12 protein-coding genes are annotated in these 13,046 nt (G+C 64.2%); 5 read left to right on the top strand and 7 right to left on the bottom strand.

Annotated elements, in window-relative coordinates; genetic code table 11:
* Positions 1–169: 169 nt before the first annotated feature.
* A complete protein-coding gene (locus SB822_RS50535; RefSeq protein ID WP_410858304.1) occupies positions 170–2,062 on the bottom strand; it encodes a DUF3857 domain-containing transglutaminase family protein in 1,893 nt (630 codons plus the stop codon).
* Positions 2,059–2,997: a helix-turn-helix transcriptional regulator gene (locus SB822_RS50530; RefSeq protein WP_410858303.1), complete on the bottom strand. Its 939-nt coding sequence runs from the start codon at positions 2,995–2,997 to the stop codon at positions 2,059–2,061. The genes SB822_RS50535 and SB822_RS50530 overlap by 4 nt, the downstream gene beginning before the upstream one ends.
* Before the next feature lie 109 nt (positions 2,998–3,106).
* Here SB822_RS50530 and SB822_RS50525 point away from each other — a divergent pair, with 109 nt between their 5' ends.
* Positions 3,107–3,655, top strand: coding sequence for a hypothetical protein (locus SB822_RS50525; RefSeq protein WP_410858302.1), 549 nt, complete (start codon positions 3,107–3,109; stop codon positions 3,653–3,655).
* A 28-nt stretch (positions 3,656–3,683) separates the two neighbouring features.
* On the opposite strand, the gene SB822_RS50520 is transcribed toward SB822_RS50525, so the two are convergent.
* Both SB822_RS50520 and SB822_RS50515 read right to left on the bottom strand, forming a co-directional pair.
* Positions 3,684–5,072 carry a DHA2 family efflux MFS transporter permease subunit gene (locus SB822_RS50520; RefSeq protein WP_410858301.1) on the bottom strand — a complete coding sequence of 463 codons (1,389 nt, stop codon included), beginning with the start codon at positions 5,070–5,072 and terminating at the stop codon, positions 3,684–3,686.
* Between the two features lie 56 nt (positions 5,073–5,128).
* Positions 5,129–6,409, bottom strand: coding sequence for an aminotransferase class I/II-fold pyridoxal phosphate-dependent enzyme (locus SB822_RS50515; protein ID WP_410858300.1), 1,281 nt, complete (start codon positions 6,407–6,409; stop codon positions 5,129–5,131).
* A 145-nt stretch (positions 6,410–6,554) separates the two neighbouring features.
* On the opposite strand from SB822_RS50515, the gene SB822_RS50510 reads away from it, so the two are divergent.
* Positions 6,555–7,409 carry a LysR substrate-binding domain-containing protein gene (locus SB822_RS50510; RefSeq protein ID WP_007747019.1) on the top strand — a complete coding sequence of 285 codons (855 nt, stop codon included), beginning with the start codon at positions 6,555–6,557 and terminating at the stop codon, positions 7,407–7,409.
* Between the two features lie 25 nt (positions 7,410–7,434).
* On the opposite strand, the gene SB822_RS50505 is transcribed toward SB822_RS50510, so the two are convergent.
* The 3 genes from SB822_RS50505 to SB822_RS50495 all read right to left on the bottom strand — a co-directional run bounded on the left by SB822_RS50505 (position 7,435) and on the right by SB822_RS50495 (position 10,860).
* The gene (locus SB822_RS50505) at positions 7,435–8,496 is read right to left on the bottom strand and encodes an EAL domain-containing protein (RefSeq protein WP_410858299.1); all 1,062 of its coding nucleotides are present in this window, start codon (positions 8,494–8,496) and stop codon (positions 7,435–7,437) included.
* A 334-nt stretch (positions 8,497–8,830) separates the two neighbouring features.
* The gene (locus SB822_RS50500) at positions 8,831–9,148 is read right to left on the bottom strand and encodes a hypothetical protein (protein WP_410858298.1); all 318 of its coding nucleotides are present in this window, start codon (positions 9,146–9,148) and stop codon (positions 8,831–8,833) included.
* A 17-nt stretch (positions 9,149–9,165) separates the two neighbouring features.
* Positions 9,166–10,860, bottom strand: a complete 1,695-nt coding sequence (locus SB822_RS50495; protein ID WP_410858297.1) for a methyl-accepting chemotaxis protein — start codon at positions 10,858–10,860, stop codon at positions 9,166–9,168.
* 719 nt (positions 10,861–11,579) lie between these two features.
* Between SB822_RS50495 and flhD the strand changes: the two genes are divergently transcribed.
* From flhD to SB822_RS50480, 3 genes are all read left to right on the top strand, one after another.
* Positions 11,580–11,894 (top strand): flagellar transcriptional regulator FlhD, encoded by a 315-nt coding sequence (gene flhD, locus SB822_RS50490; RefSeq protein WP_079499217.1) that lies wholly within the window; start codon positions 11,580–11,582, stop codon positions 11,892–11,894.
* Positions 11,894–12,466 (top strand): flagellar transcriptional regulator FlhC, encoded by a 573-nt coding sequence (gene flhC, locus SB822_RS50485; RefSeq protein WP_007747014.1) that lies wholly within the window; start codon positions 11,894–11,896, stop codon positions 12,464–12,466. Before flhD ends, flhC begins: the two co-directional genes overlap by 1 nt.
* A gap of 89 nt (positions 12,467–12,555) precedes the next feature.
* Complete coding sequence (locus SB822_RS50480; protein WP_007747013.1) at positions 12,556–12,846, top strand: flagellar transcriptional regulator FlhD; 291 nt, start codon at positions 12,556–12,558, stop codon at positions 12,844–12,846.
* Positions 12,847–13,046: the final 200 nt, after the last annotated feature.

Below are 13,046 nucleotides of genomic sequence, written 5' to 3'. Positions count from 1 at the left end.
GGCAAAGAAAAGTAGGTGCCGCCCCGCACAGGGGCGACGCGTGAAGCACGAAGGCATAGCGCGGATGCCAGCGCAAAGGCGAACCGCGGACGCAAGCGCAACAAAACCAAACCGGATGCCACCGCAAACACCAGCAAACCACCCCAGCGTCGCAGACAACAAAAAAAACCTACCGTGCTCTAACAACAATCTGCGCCAACGCATCCCTCTCGATCTTAACGAGCGAAGCCCGAGCCAGGGCAAACTCTTCAGCACTACACACCTGGCGCCCAAACCGGGCACTCAAACGCCGCGAAATCTGCACAACCCGCGTAGCGGAATCAAACACATACCGCGATTCATAATCAAAAAACCGGTCGCGCACCACAACATCCTCCGGCATATCAGTGACGCGCACACTATCAGGCAACGCAATCTGCGCAACCTCATCAAAATCGCCGCCAATACAGACCCACGGCTGCGTCCGTTCCGGCTCGGCGAGCCAGGCCTGCACTTGCGTCGCGATCCCCCCCGACAAACTCGTCAACGCAGGCAACGCTGTCGTGCCATCAGGCCACGTGAAGTGCTCCAGCGAACCTTGCATAAAAGTCGAGAAAGGCCCCATGGTCGGCGTCACTTCACCCGGCTGCATCCGTGCAATCCCATGCAACCCCGTCTGCCGCAAGCGATCAGCGGCAATCAGTTGCCACCGCTGCCGCGTCGCGCGACGAAACACATTGCGCTCCAGTTCCGCCGACACCCCCACATCCTCGACGCGATACGTGAACGCCGCCGTGCCCGTCCGCTCGATGTCGATCTCGAGCCGCACGTTGCGTCCGCGTTCCTGCGTCGCCGGCGTGCGCGCGAGCACGCCATCGTCGACCAGCAGCACGGGCCGATCCATCGCGCCCGGCGGCAGATAACCGAAGCCGATACCACCCGCCGTCGTATCCGCATACATGCGCAGTGAAGGAATCCACGTGATCGCATGATTGATCGCGCTTGCGCCATAGCCAGGCACATCGGGCAGCGTATAGACCGGCCCGAGGTTCAGCAGCACAGCCTGACTGTCGATGCCGACGGCCGCGAGCATCGCGCCATACAGCGCGACGTGGTCCTTGCAGTCGCCATAGCGGTTGCGCAGGATATCGCTCGCCTTGTGCGGCATGGCCGCCGTCTCGCCAAGAAACAGCGCGACATAGCGAATGTTCAGGCGCACCCAGTCGTAGAGAATCTGCGCCTTCACGCGCGGATCGTCGGTGCGCGCCGTCAGCGCCTGCGCAAGCTGCGCAATCGCAGGATCGCGCCACGTCGGGTCCAGCGCCGCCGTCCGATAGCGTTCGGCAAACGACGCGAAGTCGCGCGTCGTCGAGACCATCAGGCGGTCGCCCCACGTCGCGTAGCCGACGGCGCCCGACTCGATGGGCGCATACGGCCCATGCCGATACTCGAACGTGTAACGCGTGCGGCCGTTCTCTGTGACGGGCGGCAACGCGACGTAGCCGCGCGCATCGGCATACAGCGGGACGTCGGCGGGCAAGTCGAAGATCAGTTGCTGCATATCGACAGGCCCGCGCGTCGGCTCGACGAAATAGGCAAACGTGCCGCCTTGCAACGGCAGCGCGCGCGTCTTGCGAAACGCCAGATGCACGCGCGACCCCGGCTCGACGCCCGGAAAGATCACCGTGCGCAGCACGCCGTCCTGGAAGGTCGGCGCGCCCGCCGAACGCGGCTCCTGCACGTCGCGAATGCCGTCCGGTCCTACCGGATGCGCGACGCCATTGGGATCGATCGTTTCCGCCGCGAGCAGCTGCACCTGCTCGATATCCTTGTTGAACCACACGTAGCGCTGCGCAATATCATCGACACCGCTCGTCGTGTTCGCGCGCAGCACCGTATCGTCGTGTTCCTCGATCGAGCCGTCCTTCTGTACGACGAACAGATGCACGTCGCGCTCGATCGTCGATGGCGGAATGTCGTCGGCTGCGACGCGCTCCTGCGCGTGCACGGCGCCCGCGCCGTATGCGCAGACGATCAGCGGCAACACGGCCGCCGCGCGCAAGCGGTGCGCTCGCCGGCTCATGCCTCGCGCACCGTGTGACGACGCACGGCGAGGTTCGCGCGCGCGCCACGCTGCATGCGCCACGCACGCGGGCTCATGCCGAATTCGACGCGAAACGCGTGATTGAAATTGGACACGTCGTTGAAGCCGCTATCGAACGCGATATCGACGATCTTCGTGTCCTCGTCGGCAAGACGCAGCGCCGCATGGCGCAGGCGCGCGCGCAGCACGTATTGATGCGGCGTCACGCCCGTGACGCGCCCGAACGTGCGCAGAAAGTAGAAGTCGGACAGCCCGCACATCTGCGCGAGACTCGCGAGCGTATGCCGCGCATCGGGCGTTTCGTCGATCCGGCGCACGGCCTGCGTGACGCGCGACCATGCGGACGCGCTCGTCGCAATGGCACGCTGCTTCGCATCCGCTTGCGTCGCGCGCAGCGTGGCCCCCGCCAGTTCGATGGCGAGTTCGTCCCATGCCGTGCACGATGCGCGGTCCGTCGCCCCGGCGCACGCCCGCGCGATCAGGCCGGAAAACGCGCGCAACGGCGGCATGCGGCCATGCCGAAACGATGTATCGGAACGAGAAAAACCCGCGTCGGCGGCAATCCGCTCGAAGTACGCAGGCTGATATTGAAACGACACGCAACGGTCGCCGGGCGCATGCCGATGCCCGCATTCGAAGCACTCGCCCGCATTGCCGAGCAGCAGCGAACCCGGCGTGAGCAGCTCGCGCCCCGCCGCCGACCGGTAGCCGAACGCGCCCGCCGCCACGATCGCGATGCAAACGCCCGCGTGCCGCTCCTCGAACGGCCTGTCACGCGGACCGAAGGTGCACAGCACGTCCATCACCGACCAGCCGTCGCCCGCGGCAAGCGCGCGCATCTGCGTGTTGCCGGACGCGCCGAGCCTGTCGCGGCGTGCAAGCGCGGCTTCGAGATCGACGGCAATTTTTCCCAAGATGTCACCTCGGCAGGTCCGTATGCTCGTTTTATCACAACGGCGGAAGGCGCGGCGCGACGCGTTCGCCACCCTTTTCAACCAGGTTCAGCATACGGAGCAACCCGCAATGAATGCATTGGATCACGGTCCCGCTGCCGGGTTTCATGCAGCACTCGCCGCGCCCGGTCGCGCGGCTGACATCGATGCCGCCGACGACCTCTACGGCTGGCTCATCGGTAGTTGGGACATGGACGTGCTGCACTATCGCGTCGACGTGCGCGAGCGGCATCTGACGGGCGAGATTCACTTCGGCTGGGCGCTCGAAGGGCGCGCCGTGCAGGATGTCTGGATCATGCCGCGCCGCGCGGATCGCGGCGTGCGAAGCAACGGCGGCCTCGACATGTACGGTACGACGCTGCGCGTATGGGACCCGTCGATCGAAGCGTGGCGCGTCACCTACATCAACCCGGCGAGCGGACAGCGCGACGAGCTGATCGGCCGCAAAATCGGCCGCGATATCGTGCAGATCGGCACGCATGCGAACGGCACGCCGATCCGCTGGAACTTCACCGACATCACCGACGATTCGTTCCGCTGGACAGGCGTCGCGCTTGCCGCCGATGGCGTCACGTGGAGTCTGGAAGGCGAATTCGTCGCGCGGCGCAGGCGCGGCTAGCGCATTTGCAGCGGGTCGCGCGCGCGGACTAGGCCTGCCGCAATTCCGCGCCCTCGTCCTTCGACAGCTTCACGAAGAAGAACAGTGAGCACAGCACGGCCGCGCCGACGACGAAGAACGCGGGCGAGAAATCGCGCGCGGTGAGATGCGCGGCGCTGCCGCCATGCAGATGCGCGGTCAGCGCCAGCAGCGACGCGCCGAACGCGACACCGAGGCTCACGGAGAGCTGCTGCGCCATGCCTGAGAGCGCCGTCGCGCGGCTCATCTTCGGCTTCGGCATGTCGGAGTAGCCGAGCGTGTTGAGCGTGACCATCGCGAGCGAATTGAACAGGCCGCCCACCAGCAGCGTGCAGAAGATCAGCAGATGCGGCGTGCTGGGCTTGAATAGCCCATAGCACGCATAGAAGCAGCCCGTCATGCAGGTCGCGACGATCAGCAGCGTGCGAAAACCGATGCGCTGAATCGCCTTGGTCATCACACCGCGCACCGCGAGCGAGCCGACGGCCGTCGCGACGCTCAGCGACCCCGACGTGAGCGGCGACAGGCCGAAGCCCAGTTGCAGCATCAACGGCATCAGGAACGGCGACGCGCCAATGCCGATGCGCAGCGGCATGCCACCGAGCACGGCCGTCCGGTATGCGTTGTAGCGCAGCAGCAAGGGATCGATGATCGCATCGACGTGACGGCGGCTATACAGCCAATACAGCAGCATCGACAGCACGCCCGTGCCCGTGAACGCGAACGTCACCCACTGCGGCACGAGCCCGCGGCCGGCCGTATCCAGTCCGCCGACAAGACCCACGAGACCCGTCGACAGCAGCACGAAGCCGGGCAGATCGAAACGCTCGTCGATGCGTTCGTGCGTGTCGTCGATGAACGCGAGCGCGCACAGCACGCCGATTACGCCGAACGGCACGTTCAGCAAGAAGATCCAGCGCCACGACGTAATCGTCACCACCACGCCGCCGAGCAGCGGACCGGCAAGCCGCCCCACCGCGCCCGGCACCGTGAACCACACCATCGCCGCGACCATCCGCGCGGGCGGCACACTGCGCAGCAGGATCAGCCTGCCGACGGGCACCATCATCGCGCCGCCCATGCCCTGCAGCACGCGGAACACGACGAGCTGCGGCAGCGATGTCGCGATCCCGCACAGCGCCGAAGCGAGAGAGAACAGCCCGATGGCCGAACAGAACACGCGGCGTGCGCCGAAGCGGTCGGCAAGCCAGCCGCTCGCCGGCAGGAACACGGCGAGGCTGAGCAGATAGGAGGTGATCGCGAGATTCAGATGCAGCGCCTCGACGCCGAGCGAACGCGCGATGGAAGGCAGCGCGGTCGCCATGATCGACGTATCGAGGTTTTGCAGGAACAGCGGGCAGGCAACGATCAGCGGAATGATGCGGGCGCGGTCGGTCATCCCGTTCTTTTACCGCAAAACAGCCGCCGATGGCGAGTTCGGCGGCACGCGCGGTGTTACGGTTTGTTGCGCTCGCTACGGCCTGACGAGGCACGTCTCAAGCACACAGTGCCCGTCAGCGCGCCTTCTTCAAGCGCACGCCGCAACGAAAGCGCGATGCCGCGCGCCGCGAGCGTCACTTCATCGAGAGAAGGGAACGACGGCGCGATGCGCAGGTGCCGGTCTTCGTCGTCGCGTCCATACGGATACGCGGCGCCCGCCGGCGTCAGCACGAGACCCGCCTCGGCCGCGAGTGCGACCGTGCGTTTCGCATAACCCTTCGGCACGTACAGGCTGATGAAATACCCGCCTTCGGGACGATTCCACGACACGCCTGGAATATCGGCGAGCAGCGCTTCGAATGTCGAGACCACGGCGTCGAACTTCGGCCGCAGTAGCGCGCGATGTTTCGCCATCAGACGTTCAAGCCCTTCGCGGTCGCGCAGAAAGCGCACGTGCCGCAACTGGTTCAGCTTGTCCGGGCCGATCGTGCGCACGCTCATATGCTTTTGCCACCAGCCGATATTGCGCTGCGACGCCGCGAGAAACGCGATGCCGCCGCCCGCCACCGTGACCTTCGACAGCGACGCGAACACCAGCGCGCGGTCCGCATGCCCCGCCCGCTCGCACAGCTCAACGATGTTGGGCGTGCTACGCGGCGTGTCCGTCAGATGATGGAAACGGTACGCGTCGTCCCAGAACAGCCGGAAGTCGCTCGCGGCAGCGGGCAGCGCGGCGAGTCGCTCGACCGTTTCGCGCGACCAGATCGCGCCGCTCGGGTTGCTGTAGAGCGGCATGCACCAAATGCCTTTGATCGAAGCGTCGCTTTTCACATGCGCTTCCACGGCGTCCATGTCGGGGCCGTCCTGCGTCATCGGCACGGGAATCATGCGGATGCCGAGCGCCTCGCAAATCGCGAAATGCCGGTCGTACCCGGGCACCGGGCACAGGAACGCCACTTCACCCTGCTTGCTCCACGGCGCGTGCCCCGGCATGCCGTGCAGCATCGCGAACGCGAGCGCATCGTGCATCAGTTCGAGGCTCGAATTGCCCGCCGCGACCACCTGCGCCGTATCGACATCCAGCAGTTGCGCACCGAACTCGCGCGCCTCGGGCAAGCCCAGCAAATGCCCGTAGTTGCGGCAGTCGATGCCGTCGCGCGACACGTACCCGGCTGTGCCCGCTTCGTCGAGCAGCGCGCGCGACAGGTCGAGTTGCTCGGGCGACGGCTTGCCGCGCGACATGTCGAGCCGCATCGCAAGCTGCCGGAATTCGTCGTAAGTGGAAGGCGTCGCCATGATGTCCCCGGATGAGCGCGCTCGCATGAGGTATCGAGCGCAGTGTATGAAACCAGTATGCCGCCGCCCCTGAGTTCAGACAAACGCGTTATATTGAACATTTCGATCAATATTTCTGATACGTACTTCAAGGGGATGCAAGCGGATGAAAGCCCTCGATCTCGATGTGCTCGCGATGTTCGTCGCCATCGCCGACACCGGCAGCTTCGTGCGCGGCGCGGCGCTCGTGCATCGTTCGCAGTCCGCGCTGAGCATGCAGATCCGTTCGCTCGAAACCGCGCTCGGTAAGCCGCTGTTCGTGCGCGGCCCGCGCAGCGTGACGCTCACGCAGGACGGCCAGGTCATGCTCAGCTACGCGCGCCGCATGCTTGCGCTGCGTGATGAAGCGTGGGCATCCGTCGTGCATCCCGACGTGAAAGGCCGCGTCGCGATCGGTGTACCGGACGATTACGCGTCGTCGCTGCTGCCGTCCGTGCTGCGCAACTTCTCGGCGACCTATCCAAAGGTCGAAATCCAGGTGGTCGGCCTGCCGAGCAACGCGCTCGAGCCGCTGCTGAAGGACAACAAGATCGACCTCGCATGCGTGACGCGCGTGAAGGGCTTTGCGGGCGAGTTCATTCGGCTCGAACCGATGGTGTGGGCAGGCACATCCACGGCGGGACGTGAAGTGTGGAAGGAGCGCCCGCTGCCTATCGCGCTGTTCGGCGTGGGCAGCGTCGCGCGCTCGAACGCGATTCAGACGCTGGAGCGCGCGAAGATCACCTATCGCACGTCGTATGAAAGCCCGAGCTTGATGGGCCTGTTCAGCATGGTCGACGCGGGTCTCGCGGTCGCGCCGCTCGCGCGCTGCGCGGTGCCCGAGCGCTTCGTCACGCTCGGCCGCCAGCATGGGCTGCCGAAGCTGCCGGAACTGGAGATCATCCTTGCGCGCAGCGCGCGCTCGAACCGGCCGCCTTGCGACTATCTGGCCGAGCAGATTCTCAGCGAACTGCGCGACTGAACAGATTCGCGCGCGGGCGTGTGCTTCACATCGCCGCGATTAACCGTTGCCGCGCCGCGCGATAAGCGCCGCTGTGCACGCCCGAATCCCGCGCCGCATCGAGCAGGCCGTCGCGAGCATGCGCGCTGGGGCCGTCGTCGGGAAGCCATGTGTCGATGTCGGCCTGCGAGCCATACTTCCCGGCAGCGCTCCGCGTACGCAGATGCGCGTCAGCGAGCATGCGCTCTTCCCACACCATCAAATGCGCGAGCCGCGCGCAGCGGCTCGCGCGCGCTGTGAACTGCGGCTCGAAATGCGTCTGCGCGATCCAATCGGGGAGTTGCTCGCCCGGCATCGGACGCGCAATCCCGTAGCCCTGCGCCAGATTGACGCCAAAGACCCGCAGCGCGTCGAGGAGCCCAGGGTCTTCGACGCCCTCGACTACCACCGCCTTGCCGAGCGCCTGCCCAAGCCGCGTCAGATGATGGATGAACGGCAGCACGTCGGCGGCGTCATGATCCTGCAGATCCGCGATGCTGCGATCGATCTTCACGCAATCGAACGGCAACTCGCGCAGCCGGCTCAGGCTGCTATGCCCCGTGCCCAGATCGTCCTGCGCGAAGTCGACGCCGAGCGTCTTGTAACCCGCGATCTGCTTATCGAGCTCGACGCCCTGCGGCAGCGCGCCGGACTCCAGGATTTCGAGCGTCAGCTCGCCCGCCTCGCAGCCGAATTCATCGAACGCGGTGCGCGTCGCGTCGAAGTAGCGCGAATCGCAGAGCGCGGCTGGCGGCAGATTGACGGACACGACGACATCGATGCCCACGCGCCGCCATGCGTTGCGCTGCGTCAGCACCTGCGCGAGGCCGCGCATATACAGCACGAGATGGTCGTCGCTGCCCAGCGACGGGAGAAACTGGCCTGGCGCGATCAGCACGTCGCCGTCGCGCAGCCGCGCGAGCGCTTCGACCTTCGTCACGCGGCCAGCGCGCAGGTCGAGCAGCGGCTGATAGTGCATGCACAACGCGTCCTCGCGCAACATATCGGCCCAGCGCCGATGCACGGGGCGCGGCGCCGCACCGGATTCGGTTGAAATGGATCTGCTCATAAATGGTCTGGCCGAATGTTGGGGAAGCGTTTGTGCAAGTCGCCACATGTGTGGCGTGGATTGGCAAGGTGAGCACGTTGATACGGAATACCAGGCAATCACGGATACATACGTTGCCGTGAATGCGCTAGCTCGAAGACGCTGACCAATATCAATGCCTTCGGCGGACACAGTGCCGACAATCTCTTCATCGGCTAGCTCATAGTCGACGGGGCGAGCGCATAACACTCTACGGTGCGCGACGTCTCTTTGGGCTCCGCAGTTCCCCGGCTGCGGGGCCCTTTTTTCGACGGCTAGCAACGTGCGCCGCGTGCGAAGCCAGCACGCCAGCACACTAGCGGAGCGCGTCGTTGAAGTGACCGACTTCGGCGGCAATCGTCGAGTGATAACACTCGGGCAAGTCGCTCGTGCGCGGTTCGTTCAACACCCGCCTGATGCGTGCGTCGAACGCGGCCCTGACCTCGGCTCGCGTCGCCGGCATCAAACTACCGAGAATCGCCTCCAGCAACTCACCGGCCACGATCAGCCGCGCGCCATACTGGATCAGCGCATCGCTTTGCAGCGACGAAAGCTGCGTGAGCAGATCGACAGACGAGCCTCCGCTCTTGCCGTCGTCGCCACACGCGGCACGATGAGTGGAAGATGCTTGCATCGATGTTTCCCTGACGTTCAAAACGACTCCCAATCGCCATCGGCAGATACAGTCTCTCTTGCCGCTACGGGCTTCGCGGCGGGCTCGACGCGGCGCACAGCCTGGGCATGCTTCGCGGCGGCGACGGGCGCACGCACGGCGCGCGGCAGCAACACGGCAGGCGCGGCGCTGGGCGCATCGGCGAGCCTGAAGACGGTGATCGCGCCCGTCATCTGCATGGCCTGCTCTTCGAGCGCCTGCGCTGCTGCTGCCGATTGCTCGACGAGCGCCGCGTTCTGCTGTGTGACCGTGTCGATCTGGCTGATCGCCTGGCTCATCTGCTCGATGCCTTGACTCTGCTCTTCCGACGCCGCGGAAATTTCACCGACGATATCGGACACCTGCTTGATCGCGCGCATCACCTGGCCCATCGTCGAACCGACTTCTTCCGCCTGGCGCGAGCCGTCCTTAACGAGCGTGGTCGACGATTCGATCAGGTCCTTGATCTCCTTCGCGGCCGACGACGAACGTTGCGCGAGCGAGCGCACTTCTCCCGCGACGACGGCAAAGCCGCGCCCCTGCTCGCCCGCACGCGCCGCTTCGACAGCCGCGTTCAGTGCGAGGATGTTGGTCTGAAACGCAATGCCTTCGATCAGCGTCGTGATATCGGCGATCTTCGCGGAGCTCTCGCTGATGTTGCCGATCGTGCGCATCATCGCCTGCACCGCGTCGTTGCTCGCATCGGCCATCGAGCGTGCGTTGGCCGACAGCGAATTGGCCTGGCGCGCGTTGTCGGCGTTCTGCTTCACCGTTTCGGCCAGCTCCGTCATCGTCGCGGCCGTCTCTTCGACGGACGCCGCCTGCTCTTCCGTGCGCGACGACAGCTCCATGTTGCCCGCCGCGATCTCGCGCGAGGCTACCGTCACCGATTCGCTCGACGTCTTGATGCGGCGCACGGTGTCCGCAAGCTGGCCGCTCATGCGCCTCATGGCGTCGAGCAACGAGCCGAACTCGCCTTTCACGTCGACCGTGATCGGACGGTCCAGACGGCCATCGGCGATGTCGTTGGCGATGTCGACCGAGCGGTTCAACGGGCGCGTGATCGCCTTCGATAGATACACCGTCGCGCCGAGACACACGAGCGCGCTCGACGCCAGCATGCCGAGCGCGATCCAGAACATCTGCTTCGACGAGCGATCGCTATCGCTCGCGAAGTCTCTGGCCTGAGCCTGGTTAACGTCCATGTCCTGCTGGATCAGCGCATTGAGCGCCTCGGCCACGCGCACCACGGTATTGCGCTGGAATTCGATAGCGCCCGCCACATCGCCCTGCTCGATCTGCGCGACCTCCTGATCGATCATTGACTTGAACGTGCTGGCCTGAGCGTGAATCTTGTCGGCGATCGCCTGCTCATCGGCGCTGCTGATGCCGCCCGAATAGTATTGCGCCCAGCACGAATCCATTGCGGCCTGCAGTTCGCGCACGCGCCGCAGGTTGTCCTTGTCCTGCGTCACGAGCGTCTGCCACAGCAGACGGCGGATTTCGATCTCGTGGATGCGAAACATGGCGAGTTGCGTGACGGGCACCAGATTGCCCGTGTAGGCGGTCTGCATGTTGTCGCTCATCGTTTTGACAGCACGCATGCCATACAGCGCGTTGCCAACCAGTAACACGGTACACACGGCAAAGGCCGCGATGATCCTGAAGCGGATCGTTTGAAAAAACTGAGTCATTCCATTCTGCCGGATGATGGCGCTCGGGCGGCTCACCTGCCGCGCCTCGCGATTGAAGAAGAAGACGGCTCACGCGCGCATCGCGCTGCCATCGCGGAACGCGTCTTCGTCAGGTCGCGTTCTCATGTCGATCGAGCCGCAACGAACGACATGCGTCATTCGGGGCTACTGTCCACTGCGATCGTAAGGTTGGCCGGGCATGCTGGCAATGATGGATATCAATAACGAAATAAGCGGAAAATCGTGGCGTTACTCAGGATGTCTATTTATTATTCCGGTGCGTTATTCACTCGGTATTCGTAGGCAAAATAGCGGCGAATCGACGTGCTAGCGCCGTTCAGCAAGCACATTTTCTACGTCATCTATGGATCAGGTTGCCTGTTGTTATACCTGGTTAATCGAAGAAATCGCCTGTCGCGATATCGAGGTCCGCGACATCGCGTCGCACCAGGCAAGATCGAACGGGCGCCACGGCAATCCGTCGCCATGTGCAACGCGCCCGTTGGAAACACGCATGTCATCCATTCCCTACACGACAGTAGCCCGCCCTACGCGCGATTCAACCGAACACCCATTTTATTTTGAGACAACGCGGGCAACACTCTCGGTCGGGAATTTGACGTAAGCGCTACAGATACATCGCGGGTTGCATTGCGACGCCAACCCGTCTGCATCACACCCGCTGATCGTAGCCACGTCGCCCTGCCTGCGAGGAAATCATGAACGCTGACGAAGTTTTTTCGGAGATACGCGAAGTCAATCTGGCGTATCTGATGCTGGCTCAACGCCTCGCGCGCAGGAATCCCGTCGAGGCCCAAGTACGTCTTGGCATGTCGGCGGAACTCACCGCGATCATCGGCGGGCTTTCTGCCGCGCAGATCGTGCGGCTCGCCGATTCGGACGTGCTGCTGTGCGGCGTCGGTCTGCAGGAGCGGTCCATGCTGAGCGCACTCAACGACACCTTGAGCCGGCACGACATGCAGACCATGCACGCCGCGATGCTGCTCGCTCAATTGCCTGCGAGGACCCTGTGATGACCGCGCTTGCTTCGCTGAAGGCCGTCGTCGCGCGTGCAGACCCGGGACAACGACGCCTGCTAGACGACGTCAACGAGACGCTGCTTGCCATCGAACTGTTCGAACTCGGCGCGCGGTTGCAGGTCACGCAAGCCGAAACCACGCTGTCGCGTGACCGCCTGATTCGTCTCTATAAGGAATTGCACCGCGAATCGCCGCCCAAGGGCATGTTGCCGTTTTCCGAGGACTGGTACGTGACGTGGATGCCGAACATCCACGCTTCGCTGTTCCATGCGTTGTACCGGTCCGTCTCCGCGCAGCGTGACATCAGGCGGATCGCGGCGATCATCGCGGCATACCGCCTCTATCTCGAACATGTCCCGCGCGGCACGGAGCCGGTGTTGAGCTTTACCCGCGCGTGGACGCTCGTGAAATTTGTCGAGCACGACATGCTGCATCTGAGAACGTGCGGTTGCTGCAAGGGAAACTTCCTCGTGCTCGCCTACGAGCTAGAACTCGGCTACGTCTGCGGGCTATGCAAGCCGCCTTCGCGGGCGGGAAAGACAGGCCGCCCCGCCAAAGCCGGATAACGGCCCTCGCCCCGCACGACGGGACGGCCCCCCGCGCGCAGACACAGACGGCGCACCGGGCACGCTTTTAGTCACTGGAGATTCGAAAGTTGGACCACAACGAAACGCTTAGGGAAATACGGGAGGTCAATCTGTCATTTCTCTCTCTCGCGCAGCGGCTTGCACGCATCGATAGCCCGAAGGCCATGCGTCTGCTCAGAGTCGGTGAGGAATCGGTGAATGAAATTGCAAGATTGCCGCCCGAGCAGATCGCGAAGCTCGCCGCCACGAACATGCTGTTCTGCCGCTTCGCGCTCGACGACTGCGCGCTGCTTGCGTCGCTCGTTCACGGCGTTCAGCGCGGTGTCGAGCGGCAGGCGACGGAGCCGCTCGCGGCGTAACCGCCATCCGGATCGTCATCATCCTGATGTGGTTGTGCGCCGCGCTTCGAGGCTGCATGCCCCCGATACGAACCTGCCGCGCAACGACCAGGCATTCGCGGAGACTTCCAGATTTGAGAACGTCGTTTCCAGCCGCATGTATTGATAGTTATCCTATTCGACATATCATTGTGTGCAAGCATTCGCGAGGATCATCCGAC

Origin of the sequence: Paraburkholderia sp. SIMBA_054 (assembly GCF_046534875.1) — a bacterium.
GTDB lineage: Bacteria > Pseudomonadota > Gammaproteobacteria > Burkholderiales > Burkholderiaceae > Paraburkholderia > Paraburkholderia hospita.
The sequence above is the reverse complement of the archived record's forward strand: the minus strand, read 5'-3'. Positions and strand labels throughout refer to the sequence as shown.